Source organism: Acidobacteriota bacterium (assembly GCA_016196035.1).
In the GTDB taxonomy this organism is placed as follows: Bacteria; Acidobacteriota; Blastocatellia; order RBC074; family RBC074; genus JACPYM01.
On the sequence record JACPYM010000085.1, the window covers coordinates 13,349 to 37,876 of the forward strand.

Consider the following 24,528-nt stretch of genomic DNA (forward strand, 5'->3'; position numbering starts at 1 on the left):
TCAATACAGCAAATAGGGCGCACGTTGTTCAGCAAAAGCCTGTTCATCGGCACGCCAGGAAGCGGCAATCGCCTCGACCGAATCGCCGCGTTCGATCTGTTCGCGCAACTCGAACGTGCCCGCGATAACATCGAAGGGAGCGCGGTCAAAGACGTATTCATACGGCGGCGGCTGCCATTCAAACCCATTCGGATAAAGGTCGTGCACCAGTTTGATCAGCGCTATGCCGCTGATGACCGGCTTGAAGGCCGCGCGATTCAGCACGTGCGGTTGCACGCCGTGACAGAGGCGGCCCGCGTGTTTTTGAAACGTCGGCTGGAAGCAGTGCGGGCGAAAGTAAACGCCGGGTAATTCAAGCTGGTTGAGCGCCGTCGCCAATTCGTGCGCATTGGCGTAGGGGACGCCAAGCAATTCAAATGGGCGGGTCGTGCCGCGGCCTTCGCTGATCTTGGCGCCTTCGACATAAACCATGCCTGGGTAAACGACGGCGGTGTCTACGGTCGGCATATTAGGCGAGGGGATGACCCAGGGCGCGTCGGTTTCATCCAGGTAAAAGTCGCGCTGCCAGCCCTGCATGGAGACAACTTCGAGTTCGCAACCAATGCCAAAAGCCTCATTGAAAAGCTTGGCTAATTCGGCCACCGTCATCCCGTGGCGCATCGGCAGCGGATACATGCCGACAAAGGATTCGTGGCCGGGTTCGAGCAAACCGCCTTCGATGCCTACACCGCCGATTGGATTAGGGCGGTCAAGCACGATGAAGCGTTTGCCGAATTGGCGCGCCGCCTGCATCGCCAGCGCCATTGTATAAATGAAGGTGTAAACGCGCGTGCCGACATCCTGCACGTCAAAGACCAAGACATCCACGTCCTGCAACATCTGCTCGGAGGGCTGGCGCGTTTCGCCGTAAAGCGAATAGGCCATCACGCCGGTGCGCGGATCGCGGAAGCTTTGCCATTCGATCATGTTGTCCTGCGTCTCGCCGCGAATGCCGTGTTGCGGGCCGAACAAGGCCGTCAGGTTGATGTCGGGATGGGCGTGAAAGAGGTCTGCCGCGTGTTTGAAGTGGTGATCCACTGTCGCCGGGTTGCAGATCAGGCCGACCCGGGCGTCCTTTACAAGCGCGGCTTTTTCCGTCAACAAGCGTTCCAATCCGAGTTCAATTTGGTGTTTAGACATGGCGCTTGAGTATCGGCAATGCGCCAAAGGCTGTCAATTCTTTCGCTGTTGCGACGAGGACAGCTATTCCTGCCAAAATTTTCTGCCACGGCCTGGAACTTTTTCTTGGGAGCGGCGTGTATGGATGCAATTCCGGTGGTCATCATCGAAAGCAGAGTGAGGCTGCTGACGGTACCTAAAGATCACCAAATTCCTTCCAAAAGAAGTTCGCAATATGAGCCTGGTAACTGAGTGAGGCGGTTACCAGGCTCTTCGAGTTTTTAGCGCACGATTTCCTGCTTCAAGGTTGATCATTTCAACGCTTGCTCAAAGGCACTGTCAGTTTGTTTTTACCGCACCCCAAAAATTGCGGCAAAAATTTCCAGAACTTCTTGGAACATTCCTTAGGACGCGGCGTTTACAGTGCACAAGCGAACGGTGCTCGTTGAATATAGTGAGGATATTTGATTGAGATCGCCGCCAGCTTAAGTTTCTATTGTGTGTGAGGATCGCATCTATATGGCTCGACAGTGTGTGAGGCGCTGTCGAGCCATTCTCCTTTTGCGCCCTTCTTTCAGCCAACTATTAAGATATTTCAGCCAACCATCAAATTCTCCTAACAGGTTTCAAGCGACTTGCATATAATCCGCCTGTCTCGAATGAATGATTGATTGCGTCCGAAGTCAGCCGAGGCGCAGAGTTGATGCAGTGCCCCTCTTTCCATAAATAAAGAGCATCCCAATAGGAGGCCGTATGCGGTGTCGCAAGTTGCTGGGAATTGCACCGCTGGTTCTGGTCGGGTGTTTGTGCGCCAACGCAATTGCGCAGGAATCAGTTTCAGCTCCCATTCAAAATTCATGTATCTCAACGAATGCCGCACTGGTGAAATCACCTACTGGCATTATTACCGAGCGTCTTTCGCCCAAAGACCTGCAACGCTGGAATGCCATCGAACGCTTGGTCTTTGCCGAACAGGAGGGTCGTCCGCTTCATCCAACGTTGCGCGGATTGTGGGAGTGGATCGAGGCCAGTGGTCACGCCGTTTACATCGTTTTCGTCAAGTCAAACATCGGCGTGACTTCCACGGCTGGGCATTTCAGCATTGAGAAATTTGACGCCCGGGGCGAACGCCACGTCGGCGTCATCGAACTCAACCTGACCAACATTGATTTGGCCTACATCGAGACTAAATCATGGCGCTCAACGGGGTTTATCCCTTTCGACCAATTAAGCCGGGAGGAACGCTATGCCGAAGTGTTGGGCCACGAGATGGCGCACGCTGCCGACATCCTGACTTCGTTGGAGAAGACAGGCCGCGTTGAAGAGATGGTTGAAAAGACCAATGAATTGTTGCTGCATCATCGCTCGCTGAAACCCACTGAGCAGCTTACCGTTGAACTCAAACACCGGCTCAACCATCGCGATGCCATGTTGAAAGTGCTGGAAGCGGCAGCCGAAAGACTGGAATCCGTGGTCTGGCGCGAATTGGTTGCCAGCAAGCAAATACGGGAAAAGACCGGCAACCTGGCGCGCCTCAAACAACCCTGAGTATGCAAAAAGGCGGCAACTCTGATGCAGAGTTGCCGCCTTTTGCCGCGTCTCATTCGCCCAAAATCGTCAATGACTGGGAACAGGGGCTGCGGTAGAGGCACCTACGCTTAATGCCCCCGCCCCGGCGGCAGGCAAAAAGTAAAAGGTCAGTCCCAGGATGATATACACGGCCAACAGTAAAACACCTTCCATCCAGTTTGATTCGCCATCCTGCACGATCAACGCCAACACCGCCACCGAGGCGGCAATCGCCACGACTTCCAGCGCGGTAAAATGCAAATTCATCGGTCGGCCAAAGGCGTAGCTAGCAAAGATCAGCACCGGCGCAACAAACAACGCCACTTGCATGCTGGAACCGATGGCGATGTTGAGCGCCAAATCCATCTTGTTTTTCAGCGCCATCAAAACCGCCGTCGAATGTTCAGCCGCATTGCCGATAATAGCGACCAAAATCACACCGACGAAAATTTCTGTCAGGCCCAGCGATTTTGAGGCGGCTTCGACCGCGCCCACCAGAAATTCGCTCATCACGGCCACCAACACCGTGGCGAGCAGCAAGGTCACCACTGACCGCCTTTGGCTCCAGCCGTGCGTGCCGATGGCTTGCTCCTCTTCGTCCTGCAATTCGCCCACATAAAGGTGCGAATGTGTTTTAAGTGAAAAAACCAGGCTCAGCACATAGGTGATAAACAGCACGATGGCGATTTCCAAACTGAGATTTTGCTCTTTGGCCAAGACATTATTGCGCACGATCAAATGAAACACCGCCGGTAACATCAAGCCGATGGCGGATAAGGCCATCATCGTCGAACCCAGTTGGGCCGCTGTCGTATTGAATTTCTGCTGCGGGAATCTCAGACCTCCTGCCAGAATACTCAGCCCCAATACCAACAATAAATTGCCGATGATCGAGCCCGTGACCGAGGCTTTCACGACATCGAACAGGCCAGCGCGCAAAGCCATCAGCGCGATTATCAACTCCGCCGCATTCCCAAACGTGGCGTTGAGCAAACCGCCCACACCTTCGCCCAGCTTTTCAGCCAGATGCTCAGTGGCGCGGCCCATCAATCCGGCCAGCGGGATAATCGCCAGCGCGGCTGTCGCAAAGATGGCAATCGGATTGGCATGCGTCAGTTCCAGCACGGCGGCGATTGGCACAAAGACCAAGAGCAGGTTCAACAGGTTTTCCACGGCCAGGAGATTTTTCAGCATAGCTCGATGTTTCGGTTTCCGGCTGAGTCACGTCTTGCCAGTTGGGGCAAGCGCGTCTCAACTCCAACAATCTTCCTTTCATTGCGAATCAGTTGTTGCGAGAACGCTGCCGATTATAGAGAGCGCGCGCAACTTGGCAAATCCGCCAGTTTGCTTTCAAAGACAGGTTTGTTAAGCTTCCGATGCGTTCCCATAGCATTCTTCCCCATCAACTCATTCCATCACCACGGAGGAGAAATCATGCGTACACAAAATTCACGTCTGACATTGCTGGCCTTGTTGCTCGGCATGTTGACCACACTTGCCCCTGCCGCGTCGGCGCAACGCCGCACCACCAAAGCGCGGCCCAAAGTTACCAAAGCCGCGCCCGCCAAAGTCTCGGCGCCTGTCATTCCGGTTGGCACAGAGATGAAGATTCGCCTCAACAGCGAAATTGACACCAAGAATTCCAGGGATGGCGACAAGTTTAACGCAGTAGTGCTGACACCCAGCAAATACGCCGACGCCACCGTCGCCGGGCACATCGCCAAAATTGACCAGTCCGGCAAGATGAAAGGCCGCACTTCGCTCGTGCTGGCGTTTGACACAATCAGTTTCAGCAACGGCACCAGCCGCACCATCGCGGCCCAGATCGTCAAAGTTTACGGCGAAGATTCCGCCAAGAAGGTTGACGAAGAAGGCAACGTGCAAAGCGGCAGCAAGACCTCGACCACCGTCAAACGCACCGGCGGCGGCGCGGCAGCGGGCGCAGTCATCGGTGCCATCGCGGGTGGCGGCAAAGGCGCGGCCATCGGCGCGGCTATTGGCGCGGGCGTCGGCGCAGGCTCGACCTACATCCAAGGCAGCAACAAGGTCAAACTCGAACCCGGCACCGAAATTCTGATCAAAACCACCAAGTAACGTGATTGCAGATTGCGGATTGCGGATTGCGGATTGAAAGGCAATCGCAAATCCGCAATCCGCAATCTGCAATCCGCAATGAGTAGATATTCCCGCCAAATCCTCTTCCCTGGCATCGGCAAGGCAGGACAGGAAAAGCTGAGCAACGCCTGCGTCGTCTTGATTGGTTGCGGCGCGCTCGGCGCAATGCACGCCGAGATGCTGGCGCGCGCGGGCGTAGGCCATTTGCGCCTGATTGACCGCGATTTCATCGAAGCCTCGAACCTGCATCGCCAGGTTTTGTATGATGAGAGCGACGCCGCCAACGCGCTGCCCAAAGCCGTCGCCGCCGCCAATCGCCTCGCCCAGATCAATTCCGCCATCACAGTCGAACCGGTCGTCAAAGATGTCAATTACGCCAACGTCGAAGCGTTGATCGGCGATGCCGATGTCGTGCTCGACGGCTCGGACAATTTTGAAGTGCGCTATTTGCTCAACGACGCGGCGGTCAAGCTGAACAAGCCCTGGGTCTATGGTGCGGCCGTCAGCGCGCACGGCTTGCAGATGACGATTCGGCCCGGCCTGACGCCCTGTCTGCGCTGCGTCTTTGCCGAAATGCCGCCGCCAGGCACATCGCCGACTTGCGACACGGCGGGCGTCATCCTGCCCATCATCGCCGTCGTCGCGTCGTACCAAGTCACCGAAACGCTCAAGCTGCTGACCGGCCAATTCGACAAACTGCACGGCGCGTTGATTCAATTCGACCTCTGGCAAAACTCGTTCACCAAACTGAGGCTGCGCGAACGAACGCCCGATTGCCCGACCTGTGCGCAAGGGCGCTACGAATTTCTCACGGCGCACGGCGGCCAATTGGCTACGACATTGTGCGGACGCAATGCCGTGCAGATCACCCCCGCCGCGCCGCATCAGCTTGATCTCGCCGAACTCGCCAGCCAACTGCGCGACGCGGGCGAAGTGCAACTCAACCGCTACCTGCTGAAATTCAAAGCGGGCACGCACGAAATCACGGTCTTCCCCGACGCGCGCAGCGTCATCAAAGGGACGGATGATGTGAATGTGGCGCGCTCGTTGTATGCGCGTTATATCGGTGCTTGATTCTTCGCGGCGTCGAGCACAACATAATGACCAATGGACTTTGAAATCATCAGCGGGATTACTGATGTGTAAGTCATCGCCACCGGCACGGGCGTCCGTGGGCGTGCGCGTTTGCGCAAAATGTATGGCCGAGGCCGCTGGCGTAAACTCAAAGGCGTCGCGACTGTGCGGTTGGCCGATGGCGCGCTTCGTTTAGCCGAGATTCATTGGTACGAAGCGCACGGTATCGGCAAGCGCGATTTCAAAATAAAGCTGCCGTTTCTGGATTGAACATGAACAAGCTGCAAGACCAAACCATTCAATTCGCTCTGTGCCTGAACAACGCTGATTACAAAGCGTCGCTGGAGGTCGGCAAACTCTATCAGGTCATTCCCGACCCCAGCGCAGAGAAGCACGGCTACCTGCGCATCGTGGATGAGAGCGGCGAAGATTACGCTTTCACGGCGAATCGTTTTCACCTTCTCACCTTACCGCACCCCATCGAACAAACCCTGCTTGCGGCGGTACGGCTTTAGATGTGTAACGTAAGGCCGAAATAGTACGGAAGAGGCAAACGTTATGCGTTCGTTGTATATGCATTACGGTGGCTTATAGAGGTATTTGTTATGCAATGTTTCTTGGCCTTCCTTTTTGTCTTTCTGATAGTCGTTCAACCCAAGCCTGTTGACACACAGTCGCTCCGCCCCGTCAGGCGTAATGGCTTGGTGGGCTACATAGATCAAACAGGTAATTTTGTTATCCCACCGCAATTTCAGGAAGCGGGGAAATTTAGTGAGGGGCTGGCTCCTTTTCGAATCAAGAACAAATGGGGCTATATCAATGCAAGAGGGCAAGTGGTCATTCCTGCCAAATTTTTCCAAGCAATGCCTTTCAAAGAAGGATTGGCCTCTGTTGGCATTTTCTTTGAAGAGGGCAAAGTAATTGAAAGCAAAGTTGGCAGATATGGCTACATTGATAAGACCGGACGTCTAGCCATAAACCAACAATTTGACCTTGCTATTGGCTTCTCAGATGGACTCGCGAGTGTCATAACTCTTGAAGGGAAACACTGCTTCATCAATCAGGCCGGTGACATAGTTTTCCAACGCGGCGAACCCTCCGTTGAAGATTTTGCCGAAGGTCGGGCGCTGTTCAAGACCAAGGGCAATATGCCCGACAGCAAAGTTGGCTACTTGAACAAAAAAGGCGTGGTAACAATTCCGCCAAGATTCCAATGGGGCAATAACTTCAAAGAAGGTTGTGCATGTGTATATGAAAATGGGAAAGCCGGTTTCATTGATGCCGATGGCAAGTCATTCATCGAATTCAAATTTGAAGGCTGTGACAACTTCTCGGAAGGGCTGGCAGCAGCCAAGCTTAGCAACCGGTGGGGCTACATCAATAATGCTGGTAACTTTGTAATCGAGCCGCAGTTCGCGGAAGCCAAAGAATTTTCAGATGGCACTGCGGTCGTTAGCTTGGTTGAAAACGGCAAGTTTGGTGCGATTGATAAATCAGGCCAGTTGTTTATTCAGCCGCGTTTCACCGAACTTTCCAATTTCTCTGGCGGACTTGCCTGGGCTAATCTCACAAATAGCATTGTAGTAGACGGTGAGCCTGACGATTGGGCCTATATCAACAAGCAAGGCAATTACATCTGGCGCACCTCTCGGCTTAAACTACAACCCGCTCATCGTTAATCTCACATTCAATTTACAACTCCATTCAATGTCCAAATCCGAAATCATCGTACCCGCTTCCACCTCCAACCTCGGCGCCAGCTTCGACACCTGCGGCCTCGCGCTCGCGCTGTACCTGCGGCTCGAAGTCGAACCGCAATCCGGCGGCTTTGAAATCATCCCGACTGGCGAAGGCGCGGCCAGCGTCCCGCGTGACGAATCGAACCTGATGATTCGCGCCGCCCGCTTTGCCGCCGAAGCGCGCCGCCAAACGCTGCCCGGCGCGCGCATTCGCGTGGACAGCCAGATTCCGCTCGCGCGTGGCTTGGGCAGCAGCAGCAGCGCCATCATCGCGGGGCTTTCGATTTATGAAGCCCTGAGCGGTGACCGCTTGAGCCAGGCGGACTTTTTCGATTTCGCGCTGCACTTCGAGGGGCACGGCGACAACCTCGCGCCCAGCACCCTGGGCGGCCTAGTCGTCGCCGTCGTCAAGGAGCGCACCGATTATGCGGGCAACGAACGCCGTTCGCTGCTGGCGGTCAAACGCCACTGGCCCGAAGCGGTCAAGCTGGTGCTGTGCATTCCCAACTTCGAGATGGAAACGGCCCGGATGCGCGCCGTGTTGCCGCAGATGGTCACGCGCCACGACGCGATCTACAATTTGCAACGCGCTGCGCTGTTGCAGGCCGCACTGAGCGAAGGCCGCTTCGACCTGCTCAACGAAGCCCTGCGCGACCGCTTGCATCAACCCTATCGTGCCCCGCTCGCGCGTGGTTTGAGCGAAGTCTTGAAGCTGAATGACGAAACGGAAAAGCATCCGGGCCTGCTCGGCGTCGCGATCAGCGGCGCGGGTTCGACGATGATCGCCTTTGCGACGGACAATTGCTCGGCGATTGCCGCGACCATGCAAGCGCGGCTGGCAGCCAGTGGCGTCGAAACGCGCGCGTTGGAAGTGAGTGTGGATAATCGCGGGCGGATGGTAGAGTGAGCTTCACTGCATTCCCCAAGATAAATAACCAGCGTTTCACTGGTGTTTCGACAGGATTGACCAGATTCCTTGCAGGATGAACAGGATCGCCCAATAGCAGTCATTCGTTTGCTGATACCCATCTTGTAAATTCTGAATCAATCCCGTTCATCCTGTCTCAATGCTCTGAGGAGATTTTCTTTTGTCCAAGCGTCTGCCCGCGCGCGGTAAAGCCGCCAGCAAACCCAAAAAACCTTCGCCGCTCAACGACCTCGATCTAACGCAGTGGCGCGAATACGACGACATCTGGACGGATTCACTCTGGCAAATCCCTGAACGCGACCGCACCGGGGCGCATCTGGCCGATTATCACGGCAATTTCGTGCCGCAGATTCCCTACCAAGCCATGCGCCGCTATACCAAGCAGGGCGATGTCGTACTCGATACCTTTCTCGGCTCCGGCACGACGCTGATCGAATGCCGCCGCCTGGGCCGCCACGGCATCGGCATCGAACTCAAACCGGCGCTGCGGCGCGCCGCCGAAAAGCGCATCGCCCAGCAAGACAACCCGCACGACATCATCACACAGGCCCTGACCGGCGACAGCGCCAACCTTAACGCCACGCCGCCGCTCATTGCCAAAGCCTTGCAGGCAATTGGCAAACAAGGCGTCCAACTAGCGCTGTTGCATCCGCCCTACCATTCGATCATCCAGTTTTCTGACCGCGCGAACGACCTTTCCAACTGCCCGACCGTCGAAGCCTTCACCGAACGCTTCGGCCAGGTTGTAGACGTCACTAACCAATTCCTGGAACCGGGCCGCTTCCTGGTGCTGGTGATCGGCGACATGTACGAAGCAGGCGAATGGGTTCCGCTGGGCTTTCAATGTATGCAGGAAGTGCTGGCGCGCGGCTACACGCTGAAAAGCCTGGTCGTCAAAGACATGCAAGGCAACCGCGCCAAACGCAATCTGGAAAACATCTGGCGCTATCGGGCGCTGGCGGGCGGGTTTTATATTTTCAAGCATGAGTACGTGATGTTTTTTCAGAAGGGTGGGAAGAAAAATGGATCAAACAGTAAAGTCGTTGAAAAGCGCGGCTGAATTTCATTGCCTCAGTTGAGCAACCGCGAAGCAAGTAATGCTACGAGCGGGCCTTACCTGTTGTAGAATCTGAGGCGAGCCAGACTCGAAAATGCCACGTTGGCAAATCAAGCTGACGGCGGAGATGACAGCAATGAATGAACAAGTCACCTTACAGGTACCTGATTACATTTTGCAGCAAGCGGCACAACTCGCCGCGCAAACCAACCTGAAAGTCGAAAGTTTTTTGGCTGATGTATTGGTGTCGGCGTTAGGTGAGCGTCCAGTGACGGCATTGGCTGACGCTGAAGTCTTGGCCTTGACCGAATCGCGCTTGCCCCAAACACAGGAAGAACGCCTCAAAGATTTGCTGGCCGACCATTGCGAAGGCTTGCTCGATCAAAACCAGCAAAAGGAACTCGACCAGTTAATGAATATCTATGAACGCGCCCTGCTGCGCCAATCCCAGGCTTTGCGTGAAGCAGTTGCGCGCGGATTGATGAAGCCACTCAGCCATGAGCAGAACTAAGGTTGCGGAGCCAATCAAACAGCGTGTGCGCCAAGCCGCAGGCAATCGCTGTGGCTTTTGTTTGGGTGAACAGCGCCGCATCCTGGGCATCCTTGAAATCGAACATATCATTCCTTTGGCGCGCGGCGGCACAGATGAAGAATCGAACCTCTGGCTTTCATGCAGCCTTTGTAATTGCTACAAATGGACACAAACTACTGCGCTTGATCCTGAAACTTTTGCAGTTGCTCCAATATTCAACCCACGAGAACAGGCTTGGGCTGAGCATTTTTGCTGGGATGAATCCGGTGCCAACATACTTGGGCTTACGCCGATTGGGCGCGCCACGGTCAATACCTTACGACTCAATAACCCGATTGCAGTGGAAGTAAGAAAAGGTTGGGTAGAAGCGGGATGGCATCCGCCAAAGCTTTGATCCCCCTGCAAGACAAGCATTGTTTATGTCGTCACTCACCAAAATCCCGGCAGGCGTCCAATACTTCTTTGACGAAGAGGTGAAGCTGCGCCGCCATGTCGAACGCCAGGCGATGGCCGTGTTCGCGGGCTGGTCGTATGACGAGATCATCCTGCCGATGTTCGATTATCACGATCTGTTTGCGCGCGGGATGGGCGCCGAAATCGCCGAGCGCACGTACCGCTTCACCGACCGCGATGGCGCGTTGCTGGCGCTCAGGCCCGAACTGACGTCGCTGGTCGCGCGCACAGTGGCGACGCGGTTCAAAGCCAAGCCGCGCCCGTTGCGCCTGTGCTATTCGGGCGAAGTGTTCCGCTACGACGAACCGAGCGAGCGGGCGGCGCGTGAGTTCCATCAAGTCGGCGTCGAACATATCGGCGAACCGAACATCGTGGCAGACGTAGAAGTCCTGCTCGTTGCGGCAGAGTTGCTGAGCACGCTGGGGCTGAACGGCTTCCGCATTGCGCTCTCGCACGCGGATTTTTTCAACGGCGTGAGCGGCTATCTGGAGCTCGAAGCCGCGCAGCGCGCCGAGTTGCGCCGCCTGATTGATCGCCGCAATAGCCAAGCTCTCGACACCTTTTTGCAACAGCACGCGCCCAGTGTTGAAGCCACGCGCCGCGCCGGATTCTGCCGCCTGACGCAACTCGCGGGTGGCGAAGAAGTCTTGGCGCAAGCCGAACAGGTCTTGCGCAACAAACGTTCGCTGGCGGCGATTGCGCATCTGAGAGCGGTTTACACCACGCTCGCGGCGCTGGGTTTGGCCGAACATTTTGACGTAGATTTCGGCGACACAGGCGGGCAGGAGTATTACACCGGGCTGCTGTTCAAGGCTTACGTGCCTGAATGGAATGTGGCCGTCGGTACGGGCGGGCGCTACGATAAATTGATTGAAAACTTCGGCGCGGCGGAACCGGCGGTCGGCTTTTCCTTCGCACTCGATGCACTGGCTGGAGCGTTGTCAAAACACGCGCCGAACGGCCAGATGGATACGACGGCGCTGGTGCAAAGCATCAATTTCAACGGCGATTTGGCCGCGACGTTCACGCGCGCGCGCACCTGCCGCCAAGCTCATCAACAGGTAAAGATCAGTGCCCAGCAATAAAGCCCAACTCACTATCGCGCTGGCCAAAGGCCGCATGCAGGAAGACGCGCTCGCCCTGTTTGCCCGTGCGGGCATCATCGTGGACGAGAGCGAACTCAAATCGCGCCGCCTCGTCATTCATTCGACCGACCGGCGTTTCAGCTTCGTGCTGGTCAAGCCGAGCGACGTGCCGACGTATGTGGAATACGGCGTCGCCGACGCGGGCGTCTGCGGGCGCGACGTGCTGATCGAAGCGCGCTCTGACGTACACGAACCGCTGGATTTGAAATTCGGGTACTGCCGCATCGCCGTCGCGGGCAAACGCGAAGCCGTCAACGAAGATTACAACCTGCTCGCCACCGTGCGCGTCGCGACCAAATACCCGCGCATCACGACCGCCTACTTCCAAGCCAAAGGCGTGCCCATCGAAATCATCCCGCTGCAAGGCTCGGTCGAACTCGCCCCGCTGCTCGGCCTTTCCGACCGCATCGTAGACTTGGTCGAAACCGGGCGCACGCTGAAAGAAAATGGCTTGGAAGTGATCGAAACCATCACCGACACCACGGCGCGGCTGATCGTGAATCGGGCGAGCTTTCATTTGAAGCGGGCAGCGGTGAGTGCGTTGATTGAGGATTTGGCGAAGGTTCTTTGAATTTTAGAACGGCAACTGTGTAACGTAAGTATGTGGTGCAGCCAGGAGCAAGACTTCCCGTTTGGGGTAACTGTAGATTACGTCGAAATTGTTGGTCACTTCCCGGCCAAGAATGGAAATGTCGCTACTTTCTGCTTCCGTGAAAACAGCGAATGGGCCATTCACAGTTACGCGTCCGCCATCATCACGGGTAAAGCCCAAGCGCGTATCCGCCAGTGTTATTCCCACCAATCCGCCTACACCGCCTACGCGGGGCATCTCTGATTCGGGAACAACCAGCGGTGTCAGCAATGGCAACAACCGCGCTTCAAGCACTGTGCGATCCGCTCCTCCGTCAAGCTGAAAGGTAACGGCTTTCCACTCGCCAGTCGCAGTCAACACATGCGCTTCGATAATGGGGCGCATGATTTCATCCGGGAATTCACGCCAGCGGCCTTTAACAAGCATAAATGCGCTCGCACTTGATTTTCGGAATGTAGATGACGAACGGCGTATCGCTTGGGTGTTTTTCTCGCGCGAGACGTTCTGCTTCTTGCGCATCAGGTGAAACAAAAGTTTCGCCTTCCGAAACCGCCACGAATTGACCGAGATACTGATCGTAAAACGGCTTGCCGTGTTCACTCATCCATTCGCTGTTGCGGCGATATAAGTCGAGGGTGCGGCGGAGTTCCGGGTCTTCAGGCTCAAGGATAAGGGGAAGTTTATAGTCCAACACGACAGTCATAAATTTGTCACCTCGCTTTGCAAATCAGAATGGGCAGCTTATGCCGCCGACAAGGGTTCGTTTTGCTTGGCACCACCTACGACGCATTCGCGCTTTCAGTAGTTCGTGGGCAATATAGGAACAGATAGTTTTTTTGGCAACAGTCTTTTTGAGTCTCAAAGCCGCCTTGTCTATGATCGTGAATTGAGCGAGCTTTATTTGAAACGAGTGGCGGTAAGTGCGTTGATTGAGGATTTGGCGAACTCGCTAACGGAAGTATAAATCGAGATGACTCTTTCCGAATTACAAAGCGATTTAAATCAGTTGCTGCATCAACCAGTTTCTTTCAAACGAATTGCTGGCAATAGCATCATCATTTACTTTTTTGACGAACCAGGCGATAGCAACGTGGTCAGCATCTTCACCCATACCAGTTGGCGCTATCAAAAAGATGGCAAGGTGGTAATCGGTAGCTATGATCTTCTGATTGACGAGGATGATTTCAATTCTGTAGAAGAGTACGAACAAAGGTTCGACTACTTGTGCTCCCTCACAGACGAGCTTTCTAACGCCGACCTTTTGGCCTGTTTCATTGACCCTGAATCATCCGACCTCACTCTAAAATTTAGTAACGAACAGGTTATACACATCTTCGCCAACAGCGCGTTCGATAATATAGCGTGGACATATCGGAACATCCCACAGCAAATCTGCGCAAACGTCTCACCATCTGGCGTAGAGATTAAAACAATAGATAAATAGCAATGATCGAACTCATCAAACTCAATTCATCTGATACCGACAACGCCAAGCTCCAACGCATTCTCAACCGCACCAACGGCCTCAACGCCGAAATTCTGGCGCGGGCGGAAAGCATCCTGCACGAAATCCAAACGCGCGGTGATGCGGCGTTGCTTGAATTCACCGAACGTTTCGACGGCGTTAAACTCACGCCCGCAACCTTGCGCGTGCCCCGTGAAGTCATCGAAGAACTCGCCGCCCAAGTAGACGACGAACTCATCGCCGCCATGCGCGCTGCGATTCACAACATCCGCACCTATCACCAACACCAACTCACCCGTGATTGGGAAATCGAAGGCGAGAACGGCGTGCGACTGGGCCAGCGCGTCAGCCCGCTGCAAATTGTCGGCTTGTACGTGCCCGGCGGCACGGCGGCTTATCCTTCGACCGTAATGATGAACGCGATTCCGGCGCAGGTCGCGGGCGTGCCGCGCATCGTCATCGTCACGCCGCCGGGCCAGTTCAAACAAAACCCGCTCATCGCGGCCACGCTGAAAGAGTTGGGACTGTTTGAGGTATACACCATCGGCGGCGCACAGGCCGTCGCCGCGCTCGCCTTTGGCACCGCAACGATTCCGCGCGTAGACAAGATCGTCGGCCCCGGCAACCAGTACGTCGCGGCGGCCAAGAAGCTGGTTTACGGCGCGGTGGACATTGATTCCATCGCCGGGCCTTCGGAAATCATCGTGGTCGCCGACGACACCGCACGCCCCGATTTCGTCGCGGCTGATTTGCTCTCGCAGGCCGAACATTCCGAAGACGCGGCTGCCATTCTGATCACGCCGAGCGAGACGCTGGCTTTGACAGTGAAAGAAGAACTCGCCCGGCAAACGGCTACGTTGTCGCGCAAAGCGATCATTGAACGCTCGTTGGCCGATTTCGGCGCGCTGATCGTCGTCGAAAACATTGACGCCGCTTGCGCCCTGTGCAGCCGCCTCGCCCCCGAACACGCCGAAGTTATCACGGCGGATTGCGAAGCCGACGCGCTCAAGATTCACAACGCGGGTGCGATTTTTATCGGCGCTTACTCACCCGAACCCGTCGGCGATTATTTCGCCGGAACGAATCACGTGCTGCCGACGGGCGGGACGGCGCGTTTCTCTTCGGCGTTGGGCGTGTATGACTTTTTGAAAAAGACGAGCATCGTGCGCTATACGCGGGAAGAGTTGATGCAGACGGCAGGGATGATCGAACGGTTGGCGTTGGCGGAAGGATTTGACGCGCACGCGCGCTCCGCTACGCTGCGAATTGATAGTTGACAGTTGGTAATTGATAGTTGGGGTTCGTATGGCAGAAAGTCTAGTAAAAGATACGTCGTATAAATTTGCGGTCAGGGTAGTACGGCTGTACAAGTATCTGACCGAAGAGAAGCGGGAGTTTATCCTCAGCAAGCAGTTACTTCGCTCGGGCACTTCGATTGGGGCGAATGTCAAAGAGGCCACGCAAGCTGAGTCGCGGGCTGACTTCATTCACAAAATGGCGATTGCGTTGAAAGAAGCTTCCGAGACTGAGTATTGGCTGGAACTGCTGAAAGAAACCGAATATCTCGACGAGGCCGGGTTTAATTCGATTTATGCTGATTGCCAGGAACTGCTCAAGCTACTCACCGCAATCATCAAATCCTCCAAGCAAAATTCATGACCGAAAAAACGATCAACGATCAACTATCAACGATCAACTGCATTAAGCCGCACGTTCGCGCGATCAAAGCCTACACGCTCGCGTCCCTCGAAGCGCCGATCAAGATCAACCAAAACGAAAATCCATTCGGGATGCCCGCTGCCATCAAAGACGAAGTCTTGCGCCGTGCCGCCGCCCACGATTGGGCGCGCTATCCTGAATTTGTCCCGACGGCGTTGCTGGAAAAGCTGGCGGCTTACACTGGCTGGCGCGCGGACGGCATTATGGCGGGCAACGGCTCGAATGAGATGATTCAATCGGTCGTCAATGCGGTCGTCGAAAAAGGCGTGCTCACCGTGCTGCCCGAACCGACGTTTTCGGTTTATCGCCAAGTCATAACTGTTGCGGGCGGCGAAATCGCTTCGGTCTTGTTGAAGGAAGACCTAACTTTTGACGTGCCGCGCTTGAAAGCCGAAATCCTTGAACGCAAGGCTGCGCTGGCGATCATCTGTTCGCCCAACAATCCGACGGGTTGCACGATCAGCCGCGCCGAGTTGGTGGATTTGCTGACCAGCACCGACGCCTTGATTGTCGTAGACCAAGCCTATCTGGAAATCGGCGGCGAGAATTTCGTGCCGCTGCTCAACGAACATCCCAATCTCGTCATCCTGCGCACGTTTTCCAAAGCGATGGCGATGGGCGGCTTGCGCGTGGGCTATTGTCTGGCCGCGCCCGAACTCATCACCGAATTCAACAAGGCCAAGATGCCATATAGTTTGAATTATTTTTCGATGACAGCGGCGGAAGTGGCGCTGGACAAGCAAAAGTTGTTGCAACCGCTGGTCGCCGCCATACAAAGCGAGCGCGAGCGGCTGTTTGCTGAGTTGGGCAAGATTGAGGGGCTGGAACCTGTGCCTTCGGCGGCGAATTTTTTTGCGGTCAAAACCCGCGTCACGCCAAAAGAATTGTTCACGCAATTGCACGCAAGTGGCATTTTGATTCGCGATGTAAGCAGTGCGCCAATGCTGAAAGATTACGTGCGCATTAGTGTGGGGACACCGGAAGAAAACGATGCCTTGCTCAAAGCGTTGAAAGAGCTTTTTGTGGAATGAGTATATGTTCGAGGACATCCTCAAGCTGATGTGCGAATATATCCGCGATGATTGCGCGGAATTAACACGCCACGCTTACGACGAAATGAACGATGATGACTTGTTTGTCTTCGACTTGGAGCAATGCATCCTGACTGGTAGCATTGTTAAGCGCCAGTGGGACGATGATTTTCAGGATTGGAAATACGTGATTCATGGCCTGAGCGCCGATGGCGAACAGATCGCTACGATCGCCAAGCTGGCAGAGCAACAAAAGGTCGTTTTCATTACCACCTTTCGTCTATGAAGCAAGAACAAGAATCAGCAATCGTGTGCAGCCTCTGCGGGCAGCAAAAAGCCCATCAGGTCACCAGACCGCAGTTCGTCGGCAAAGGCAAAGACTTGGTGATCGTCGAGAATGTTCCCATGATTTCCTGCCGCAATTGCGGGCACGATTATTTTTCCCTTGAAGTTGCCCGCAAACTCGACCGCATCCGCACCAAACCACGTGAACAGACAGCTCAAAAGAGCTTCGCGGTAGCCGAACTTGTTTAACCCCTATGCCTCGTACTGCGACCATCACACGCAAAACCAAAGAAACCGACATCTCCGTCACACTCAACCTCGACGGCGGCGGGCAAAGCACGATTACCACCGGCATCGGCTTTCTCGATCACATGCTTGACCTGTTCGCGCGCCACGGTCTGTTTAATCTGACGGTCGAATGCCAAGGCGACTTGCACATTGACGACCATCACACGGTCGAAGACATCGCCATCACGCTAGGCCAGACCTTTGCCCAGGCACTGGGAGACAAGCGCGGCATTGTGCGTTATGGCGCGGCCTACGTGCCGATGGATGAGACGTTGGCGCGCGCGGTCTGTGACCTGTCAGGCCGCGCTTACCTCGTTCACCGTGTGACAAACACACGCGAAAAGATCGGCGACTTATCGGTCGAATTGGTCGAACATTTTTGGCATTCGTTCGCCGAGCATTGCCAATGCAATCTGCATATCGAAGTGTTTTACGGCAGCAACCAGCACCATATCATCGAAGCCCAATTCAAAGCCGTCACACGCGCGCTGGCGCAAGCCGTCCGCGTGGATGAACGCATTGAAGGCGTGCTGTCTACGAAAGGAACAATCTAATTTTAGCCACAGAGGCACAGAGACACAGAGTCGAACCGAAGAAATGAAACCTCTCCTTTTTCCTCCGTGTCTCTGTGCCTCTGTGGCTAATTCATCTGCAAAAATGAAAATCGCCATCATTGATTACGACATCGGCAATTTGCGCAGCGTCGAAAAAGCTTTCACTTCACAAGGCATTCCCGCCGCCATTACCAAAGACGAACAAGTCATTCGCGCCGCCGACAAACTCGTGCTGCTGGGCGTCGGCGCGTTTGGCTACGCGATGGACAGCTTGCGCAAGTACGGCTTCGATAAACTGATTCTTGAAGCCGCCGGTGCGGGCAAACCGATCATCGGCTTGTGTGTGGGGCTGCAAATGCTCTTTGACGAAGGGTATGAATTCGGCGTGCATAAAGGCCTGGGGCTGTTGCCGGGCAAGGTCATTAAGTTCCCTGACGGTGTGCGCGTGCCGCACGTCGGCTGGAATCAGGTCGAATACCGCAACAGCGCAGCGCAGCGGCCTTTTCAAGCGGCACTCTTGCGCGGCTTGCCGGATCAATCGTTCTATTATTTTGTGCATTCCTATTATGTCGAACCGGTGGATGAGACCTGTGTGCTGGGCCTAACCGATTACGGCTTGCGCTATGCCTCGATCTGCGGACGCGACAGCGTCGTCGGCGTGCAGTTTCATCCGGAAAAGAGCCAGGCGGCCGGCTTACAGCTTCTGCGAAACTTTGCTGAGTTCTGATTTTCCGCAACCGTCAATCTCAACTGCGGCAACGTTCCATCAAATTTACCAGCCAAGCCACCTCCCCGCCTGATAATTGCTTGACAGTCCTGGAACCATTTGGATAATGCCACCAACCGATTGCACTGAAATTCTGACACTAACCACACATAGCAATCGGTACCGCTTCTCGCATCAATCAATCCTGAGTTGATGCCGCACGCTGGGACGAATCGCATACCCTTCAGTTTTCTTTCAACGCATCTTCACGTTTGTGGACTATAGCCACTCTAGCCGGGGCTTTTCTGCCTACGGCCACGGGGCTTCTATCACTACAGGCGCGTGGCGATCATGGTTGCGCGTCGCACTTCACGATGGAGGAATCAATGCATAAAGAAACGTGCTTTAGGAAGTTCGGCACGGCCTTGCTCCTGGCGCTGGCGTTAACAGTCACCGCCTTTGCGCAGACCAGCGCCAGCTTGAGTGGCACCGTGCATGACGCGCAGGGGAATGCGGTCAGAGCTGCGAAAGTCATGCTCACGAACACAGCGGGTACCACCCAACTCGACACCACCACCAACCACGAAGGGTTTTATACCTTCCCGGTCATTCAACCAGGCAATTACACGGTGACGATTGAGGCCTCTGGCTTCAAGAAGTCCGTTAAATCGGGCCTCGTCGTCAATGCCTCGGACAAACAATCCGCCGGTATCACCGCGCTGGAAGTCGGCGACATTTCCAACACTGTCGAAGTCACCGCTGACGCCGCCCAACTTCTGATCAAAACAGAATCGGGCGAACAAAGCACGGCGATCAACAATCAACAGTTGCAGAACCTCGCGATCAACGGGCGCAATTACCTCGACCTGCTCAAACTCACACCGGGCGTAGTTGTCACCACCAGTTTCGCCACTTCTAGCCCAGGCGGGTTGGGCAACATTGACATCAACGGCACGCGCACGGGCAAAAACAACCTGACGATTGACGGCACCACCAACGTGGACACCGGCTCGAACGGCACCCAGCACATCGCGCTCTCGCTCGACAACATCGCCGAGTTCAAGCTGCTGACCTCGAACTTCCAGGCCGAATACGGGCGTTCGGGCGGCGGCGCGATACAGATCGTGACCAAGAGCGGCACCAGCCAATTCCACGGCACGGGCTACTACTTCCACCGGCACGAACAATTTAATGCCAACAGCTTTTTCAACAATGCCAACGGGCGCATCGGCGATCCGAACACGGGCATTGAGCGTAACCCGCGCAATTTCTATCGCTACAATCAGCAGGGCTACAACATCGGCGGCCCGGTTTGGGCGCCGAAGATTGGCAGCAAGTACCTGAAAGAGCGCCTCTTCTTTTTCTTCTCGCAGGAATATCAACAACAACTCGTACCGCAGGCTGCCCGGCAGTCGCGCGTACCGACGGCGCTGGAAGCCGCAGGCGATTTCAGCCAAACCAAAGATGGCAACGGCGTCGCGATCGTCATCAGAGACCCGGTGACGGGCCTGCCTTTCGATGGCAATAAAATCCCAGCCGCACGCATCAACGCGAATGGCACCAAGATTCTCAATCTCTTCCGCCGCTTCGAGAACACGCCGCTGGGCGGCGCGGATAATGGCTTCCGTTACAACCACAATTCGCAATTGAGCGTCAGCTATCCGCGGCACGAAAACAGCATCCGGCTCGATTACAATGTCACGGACAACACCAAAGCTTATGTCCGCTACACGCGCGATGCCGACCAACAGATCATGCCTTATGGCTTGGGCTGGACGGGCGGCAGCAACAACATTCCGTTCGACAACCTGGTCTTCAAACAGGCGCCCGCCTGGAACAGCACGCTCAACGTCACGTCGGCGCTCTCACCGACCTTGACCAATGAGTTCATCTTCGGCGCGAGCCAAAATAACCTGACGCTTGATCCGACGGTGGCAAATGCCGCGAGCTATTCAGGCATCGGCTTCAATTTTGCGCTGCCATTCGCGGGCTACCCGGCGAATCAGTGGTTCAACATCGGCTTCGGCGGGATTACTAACAACACCTTCGCCGGCGTCGCGGGGTACAGCCAGTATCCTTACAAAAACTCCAACACGACCTTCGACATTTATGACAATGTCAGCAAGGTGGTTGGCACGCATACGATGAAGGCCGGTTTCTATTACCAGCGCAGCCGCAAGGATCAGGCGGCGGGCGATTCCGCCAACATCCAGTTCAGTCACAATACGAACAACCCGAACAACACCGGGCATCCTTATGCCAACGCGCTGCTCGGCGAGTTCAACACCTTCAATCAGCCGAACATCGGCGTCTTCCAGGGACAGTATCGTTCGACCAATATCGAGTGGTATGCGCAAGACAACTGGAAGGTCAACAGCCGGCTGACGTTGGATTACGGGATGCGCTTCTCGTTGATCTACCCGCAATACGACAAACGCGCGCAGGAATACTACTTCGTGCAAAGCAAGTACGACCCGGCCAAAGCCGTGCGGCTCTACCGGCAGACTTGCGTCAACGTCAACGCCTTCGCTTTGGGCGGCTGTTCAGGCACCAACCTGAAAGCCTACGATCCCGGCCCGACCAACAACGTCTCTCCGTTGCAGGCGGCCCAGAATACGGCGCTGCAATTGCCAAGTTACTTGATCAATCGCATCGTGCCCGGCTCGGGCGACCCCTTCAACGGGATGCAAGGCCAGCAACAAGGCAACTTCCCTGGCGGCATCAAGAGCCGTGGCGTGCAATACGGTCCGGTCTTGGGCTTTGCCTACGACGTTTTCGGCACCAAGAAGACGGTCGTGCGCGGCGGGTACCGTTGGGGCTATGACCGCGTGCAGGGCAACGAACTGTCCTTCGCCGCCGTCGGCCAACCGCCGAAATTCTTCAACCCGACGTTCAATTTCGGCAATCTTTCCACTGTGGGTCAGAACACCGGCGCCATCGCGCTCGGCACGACCGGCGTGATTTCCGCCGATCAGGAAGGCTTTGTTCCCAGCGTGCAGAGCTTCAGTCTCGGTGTACAGCAGGACATTGGCTGGAACACCGTGTTGAGCGTTACCTATGTTGGCACTCTCTCGCGCCATCAGCAGGAATTGCTCAACCTCAATTACAGCCCCTACGGCGAACTCTTCACCAAAGCGGCACAAGACCCGTCGAAATTCGCGGGCGGCGTGGTGCCGGATGAAGAACCCGGGCTGGCGCAGGTTTACAAAGATGCCGGTTTGAAGTTCTCTGGCACCTATGCGCTGGCGGCGGACTTCCTGAAGAAGTACCCGGGCTATACCACCGTCGGTCTGCGCACCTTCGGTGGTTCGTCAAACTACCACTCAATGCAAACGACGTTGAGCAAGCGGCTCGGCAATTCGGTGAATTTGGGCATGGCTTATACCTGGTCGAGGGCTATGGGCACAGCCAATACTTACTCCGACTTCATCAACCCGGTTTGCTCGCGCTGCGTGAACTATCAGCCGCTGAGCTTTGACCGCAAGCACCTGATGGTCATCAACTATGACTGGCGGGTGCCCGGCTTGAAGAGCGCGAACTGGGCCGTCAAGGGTGTAACCAATGGCTGGCAGATCACCGGCATCACGCAATTCATTTCCGGCTCGCCGACGCGGCCCGGCATCGGCATTCCGAACGTCAACCTCAATCAACGCATTAATGGCTCCTGGACGGAAGGCATTGGCCCGCTCTTTAGCGGCGATGTCAAACGTTCCTCGGACATCAATAATGCCTTCAATTGGCAAAACGTCCGGCTGCCGAGCGTGGCCGAGGCCTTGCAACTCAAAGGCGCTTATCCGGTCGGTTACTTGAGGAATCCCGGTATCAACGTGACGGATCTCTCCGTCTTCAAGAACTTCGGGCTGGGCAAGGACAGCGAGCGCCGCATCCAACTCCGGCTGGAAGCGTTCAACGTCTTCAACCACGCGCAGTTCAGCGGCTTCAACAGCGGTGTGAACTTCAATATCGCCACGAATTTCTCGGACTTCCTGCAAAAGCAAAAAGCGGATGCAGCATACGTCCAGAACGTGCGCGGCGGCACGCTCAGTGGCAATCCACGCCTGGGTAACGGCCTGGGCGAATACAATGGCCTGAGCGGAACCGTGTCGGGCAATCGCATCGTTCAGCTTGCGGTGAAGATTTACTTCTAACCGCAAACTGACTGGCCGTACCTCAACAGTGGGGGTTGCAACTCGCTTGCAGCCCCCGTTTTCTTTCCAGGCCTGGCCTGGGTACGCAGGATTTTCCCTTGGAGGTCTGCGATGGCAAACGGACGATTCTGGCTGGTGCTATTGCGCTGTCTCGCGTTGCTGTGTCTGGCGGCGAGCAGCGTGCAGGCACAATTGGGAACCGTGGGCGGGCCGGGCTTCATCGTGTTTGGCCGCGTCTATCTGCCCGATGGCAAACCGGCCTCGCGCGTGAAGGTTTATCTGGAAATGTCCAATGGGCTGAACCGGTATATTCCCAGTGATGACGGCGGCAACTATGAATTTCGCGGCGTCGCGGCCGGGCGTTACAAGGTGAAAGCCGTCAACCCTGACGCGGCCGAGCAATACAGCGACGTGGCCGAATCCGATTCGACGCGCGCCTATTCCAATCGCGTGCAGATTGATGTTTACCTGCGGCTGCCACTGCACAAAGGCGCGCCTGATGCCAAACCCGGCACCATCAGCGTCGCCGAAGCCGCGCAAAACATCCCCAAAGCGGCACGCCAGGCCTTTGAGCAGGGCCTCAAGCTGCAAAAGGAAAACAAGCCGGACAAGGCGCTCATCCAATTCAACCAAGCCATTCAAGAATACCCCGAATACTTTCAGGCGCTGACCGAACGCGGCAACCTGCGCATGGCGCGCAACCAATTGGCCGAAGCCGCCGCTGATTTTGCGCGTGCGCTGGAACTCAACCCCAAATACGCGGCGGCGTTGCGCGGCTTGGGCTATTGCCAGCTTCAGCAAAAACAGTTTGAAGCGGCGGTCGCCAATCTCGAAAACGCCTACGCGCTGGCCCCCGACGTGGCGCTGACCCTGATGCTGCTGGGTTATGCCAACCTCTCGCTCAACCGTTACGAACCGGCCCAGCAATGTTTGCAAGAGGCGTTGCGCCTGGACGCGGCGAGCGCCGCCCGCGCCTATGTGTACCTCGGCGAAATCTACGCGCACGAACAGAAATTCAAGGAAGCCGCCGACGCCATCAATGCCTATTTGAAATTGAAACCGGACGCCGCCGATGCCGCGCGGTTAAAAGAGCGGGAAGCGCAGTGGCGCGCACGGGGCAAGAGCCAAGACTGATGCGAGTTGTATTGCTGGCGTGGGTGCGTAGAATGAAGCACCGAAAGGAGAACCATTTCGATGACAGCAACCCAGGATAACGTCCTTTCAATCGCCACGCTGAGCGACACCGGACAATTGACGCTTCCCTCTCAATACCTGAGCGCCTGGCCGCATGGCGAAACCTTCAACGTAATGCAGGCTGGCGCGGCCTTGCTGCTAGTGCCGCGTGACGAAGCCTTGGCGACAGTGCTGGCAAGAATGGAGACGGCGCTCAGCCACAGCGGTCTCAAAGTGAATGACTTGATCGCCGCCGCTGACGAAGCACGCGCCGAGATTGTGCGCGAACAATTCGGCAACCTGGATGAGGCAGAAAAGTGAACGTCTGGCCCAGCAGCGGCGCGCGCGTCTTCCCCGATTCCAATGTGCTGATCGAAGGTTTATTTGCGCCCTGGAGCGTGTCACGCGCGCTCTTGATTCTGGCGCGAGCGCAAGCCTTCCGGCTGGTGCTGTCACCTTATGTTGAAATGGAAGTTGAGCGCGCGCTCCCCAAACGGCTGGGACACGATGCAGTAGAAGGGACGCGCTTGATTGACGATTATGCGCTGGCGTTGCGACTGCTCGCCCCCGAACGCGCCGCGAGTGCGACACGCGAGGAAATCGAAACGCACCGCTCGTTGATTCGGCATATGAACGATGTGCCTGTGCTGGTCACGGCCATCAAAGCGCAACCTGACTGGCTAGTCACCGCCAACGTCGAACATTTCTCGCCGGAAGTTGCCAGACGCACAGGGTTGAAGATCGTCACGCCTTATCAGTTCCTACAGATGTTCAAGCTGAATCCAGGTACATAATTC

Annotated in this window: 27 protein-coding genes and 1 pseudogene; 24 read left to right on the plus strand and 4 right to left on the minus strand. The window is 55.8% G+C overall.

Annotated elements, in window-relative coordinates; translation table 11 throughout:
• Positions 1-1,164, minus strand: coding sequence for a DUF1343 domain-containing protein (locus HY011_24450; GenBank protein ID MBI3426093.1), 1,164 nt, complete (start codon positions 1,162-1,164; stop codon positions 1-3).
• Positions 1,165-2,040: 876 nt separating this feature from the next.
• On the opposite strand from HY011_24450, the gene HY011_24455 reads away from it, so the two are divergent.
• A complete protein-coding gene (locus HY011_24455; protein ID MBI3426094.1) occupies positions 2,041-2,706 on the plus strand; it encodes a hypothetical protein in 666 nt (221 codons plus the stop codon).
• 69 nt (positions 2,707-2,775) lie between these two features.
• Here HY011_24455 and cax read toward each other — a convergent pair whose 3' ends face one another.
• Entirely contained in the window at positions 2,776-3,921 is a 1,146-nt protein-coding gene (gene cax, locus HY011_24460) for a calcium/proton exchanger (GenBank protein MBI3426095.1), read from the minus strand.
• 240 nt (positions 3,922-4,161) lie between these two features.
• Here cax and HY011_24465 point away from each other — a divergent pair, with 240 nt between their 5' ends.
• The 11 genes and pseudogenes from HY011_24465 to HY011_24515 all read left to right on the plus strand — a co-directional run bounded on the left by HY011_24465 (position 4,162) and on the right by HY011_24515 (position 12,341).
• Positions 4,162-4,821 (plus strand): hypothetical protein, encoded by a 660-nt coding sequence (locus HY011_24465; protein ID MBI3426096.1) that lies wholly within the window; start codon positions 4,162-4,164, stop codon positions 4,819-4,821.
• A gap of 78 nt (positions 4,822-4,899) precedes the next feature.
• Positions 4,900-5,916 carry a ThiF family adenylyltransferase gene (locus tag HY011_24470; GenBank protein ID MBI3426097.1) on the plus strand — a complete coding sequence of 339 codons (1,017 nt, stop codon included), beginning with the start codon at positions 4,900-4,902 and terminating at the stop codon, positions 5,914-5,916.
• A gap of 33 nt (positions 5,917-5,949) precedes the next feature.
• Positions 5,950-6,186 (plus strand): annotated as a pseudogene (locus tag HY011_24475) (hypothetical protein).
• A 2-nt stretch (positions 6,187-6,188) separates the two neighbouring features.
• The gene (locus HY011_24480; GenBank protein ID MBI3426098.1) at positions 6,189-6,431 is read left to right on the plus strand and encodes a hypothetical protein; all 243 of its coding nucleotides are present in this window, start codon (positions 6,189-6,191) and stop codon (positions 6,429-6,431) included.
• A gap of 90 nt (positions 6,432-6,521) precedes the next feature.
• The gene (locus tag HY011_24485; protein ID MBI3426099.1) at positions 6,522-7,595 is read left to right on the plus strand and encodes a WG repeat-containing protein; all 1,074 of its coding nucleotides are present in this window, start codon (positions 6,522-6,524) and stop codon (positions 7,593-7,595) included.
• Between the two features lie 28 nt (positions 7,596-7,623).
• Positions 7,624-8,562, plus strand: a complete 939-nt coding sequence (thrB, locus tag HY011_24490) for a homoserine kinase (protein MBI3426100.1) — start codon at positions 7,624-7,626, stop codon at positions 8,560-8,562.
• Positions 8,563-8,755: 193 nt separating this feature from the next.
• Positions 8,756-9,643, plus strand: coding sequence for a site-specific DNA-methyltransferase (locus tag HY011_24495; GenBank protein ID MBI3426101.1), 888 nt, complete (start codon positions 8,756-8,758; stop codon positions 9,641-9,643).
• Positions 9,644-9,776: 133 nt separating this feature from the next.
• Positions 9,777-10,151, plus strand: a complete 375-nt coding sequence (locus HY011_24500) for a hypothetical protein (protein ID MBI3426102.1) — start codon at positions 9,777-9,779, stop codon at positions 10,149-10,151.
• Positions 10,138-10,566, plus strand: coding sequence for an HNH endonuclease (locus HY011_24505; protein MBI3426103.1), 429 nt, complete (start codon positions 10,138-10,140; stop codon positions 10,564-10,566). The genes HY011_24500 and HY011_24505 overlap by 14 nt, the downstream gene beginning before the upstream one ends.
• 25 nt (positions 10,567-10,591) lie before the next feature.
• Positions 10,592-11,710, plus strand: coding sequence for an ATP phosphoribosyltransferase regulatory subunit (gene hisZ, locus HY011_24510; GenBank protein ID MBI3426104.1), 1,119 nt, complete (start codon positions 10,592-10,594; stop codon positions 11,708-11,710).
• A 34-nt stretch (positions 11,711-11,744) separates the two neighbouring features.
• On the plus strand, positions 11,745-12,341 hold the full coding sequence (locus HY011_24515; protein MBI3426105.1) for an ATP phosphoribosyltransferase: 597 nt from the start codon (positions 11,745-11,747) through the stop codon (positions 12,339-12,341).
• Positions 12,342-12,344: 3 nt separating this feature from the next.
• Here the strand turns inward: HY011_24515 and HY011_24520 are convergent, their stop codons facing one another.
• Both HY011_24520 and HY011_24525 read right to left on the minus strand, forming a co-directional pair.
• The gene (locus tag HY011_24520) at positions 12,345-12,788 is read right to left on the minus strand and encodes a hypothetical protein (GenBank protein MBI3426106.1); all 444 of its coding nucleotides are present in this window, start codon (positions 12,786-12,788) and stop codon (positions 12,345-12,347) included.
• Complete coding sequence (locus HY011_24525; protein ID MBI3426107.1) at positions 12,778-13,065, minus strand: hypothetical protein; 288 nt, start codon at positions 13,063-13,065, stop codon at positions 12,778-12,780. Before HY011_24525 ends, HY011_24520 begins: the two co-directional genes overlap by 11 nt.
• A 267-nt stretch (positions 13,066-13,332) precedes the next feature.
• Between HY011_24525 and HY011_24530 the strand changes: the two genes are divergently transcribed.
• The 12 genes from HY011_24530 (at position 13,333) to HY011_24585 (ending at position 24,525) form a co-directional block, all read left to right on the plus strand.
• Complete coding sequence (locus HY011_24530; GenBank protein ID MBI3426108.1) at positions 13,333-13,806, plus strand: hypothetical protein; 474 nt, start codon at positions 13,333-13,335, stop codon at positions 13,804-13,806.
• A gap of 2 nt (positions 13,807-13,808) precedes the next feature.
• Complete coding sequence (hisD, locus tag HY011_24535) at positions 13,809-15,104, plus strand: histidinol dehydrogenase (GenBank protein MBI3426109.1); 1,296 nt, start codon at positions 13,809-13,811, stop codon at positions 15,102-15,104.
• Between the two features lie 28 nt (positions 15,105-15,132).
• Positions 15,133-15,486 (plus strand): four helix bundle protein, encoded by a 354-nt coding sequence (locus HY011_24540; GenBank protein MBI3426110.1) that lies wholly within the window; start codon positions 15,133-15,135, stop codon positions 15,484-15,486.
• Positions 15,483-16,577: a histidinol-phosphate transaminase gene (hisC, locus tag HY011_24545; GenBank protein ID MBI3426111.1), complete on the plus strand. Its 1,095-nt coding sequence runs from the start codon at positions 15,483-15,485 to the stop codon at positions 16,575-16,577. The genes HY011_24540 and hisC overlap by 4 nt, the downstream gene beginning before the upstream one ends.
• A 4-nt stretch (positions 16,578-16,581) precedes the next feature.
• Entirely contained in the window at positions 16,582-16,863 is a 282-nt protein-coding gene (locus tag HY011_24550) for a DUF4258 domain-containing protein (protein MBI3426112.1), read from the plus strand.
• Entirely contained in the window at positions 16,860-17,111 is a 252-nt protein-coding gene (locus HY011_24555; protein MBI3426113.1) for a YgiT-type zinc finger protein, read from the plus strand. The genes HY011_24550 and HY011_24555 overlap by 4 nt, the downstream gene beginning before the upstream one ends.
• A 5-nt stretch (positions 17,112-17,116) precedes the next feature.
• A complete protein-coding gene (gene hisB / locus HY011_24560; GenBank protein ID MBI3426114.1) occupies positions 17,117-17,704 on the plus strand; it encodes an imidazoleglycerol-phosphate dehydratase HisB in 588 nt (195 codons plus the stop codon).
• A 103-nt stretch (positions 17,705-17,807) separates the two neighbouring features.
• Positions 17,808-18,431, plus strand: a complete 624-nt coding sequence (hisH, locus tag HY011_24565; protein ID MBI3426115.1) for an imidazole glycerol phosphate synthase subunit HisH — start codon at positions 17,808-17,810, stop codon at positions 18,429-18,431.
• Between the two features lie 365 nt (positions 18,432-18,796).
• On the plus strand, positions 18,797-22,558 hold the full coding sequence (locus HY011_24570; GenBank protein ID MBI3426116.1) for a carboxypeptidase regulatory-like domain-containing protein: 3,762 nt from the start codon (positions 18,797-18,799) through the stop codon (positions 22,556-22,558).
• A 111-nt stretch (positions 22,559-22,669) separates the two neighbouring features.
• Positions 22,670-23,692 carry a tetratricopeptide repeat protein gene (locus HY011_24575; protein MBI3426117.1) on the plus strand — a complete coding sequence of 341 codons (1,023 nt, stop codon included), beginning with the start codon at positions 22,670-22,672 and terminating at the stop codon, positions 23,690-23,692.
• A 60-nt stretch (positions 23,693-23,752) separates the two neighbouring features.
• Positions 23,753-24,052 carry a hypothetical protein gene (locus tag HY011_24580; GenBank protein ID MBI3426118.1) on the plus strand — a complete coding sequence of 100 codons (300 nt, stop codon included), beginning with the start codon at positions 23,753-23,755 and terminating at the stop codon, positions 24,050-24,052.
• Positions 24,049-24,525, plus strand: coding sequence for a PIN domain-containing protein (locus HY011_24585; GenBank protein ID MBI3426119.1), 477 nt, complete (start codon positions 24,049-24,051; stop codon positions 24,523-24,525). The genes HY011_24580 and HY011_24585 overlap by 4 nt, the downstream gene beginning before the upstream one ends.
• Positions 24,526-24,528: the final 3 nt, after the last annotated feature.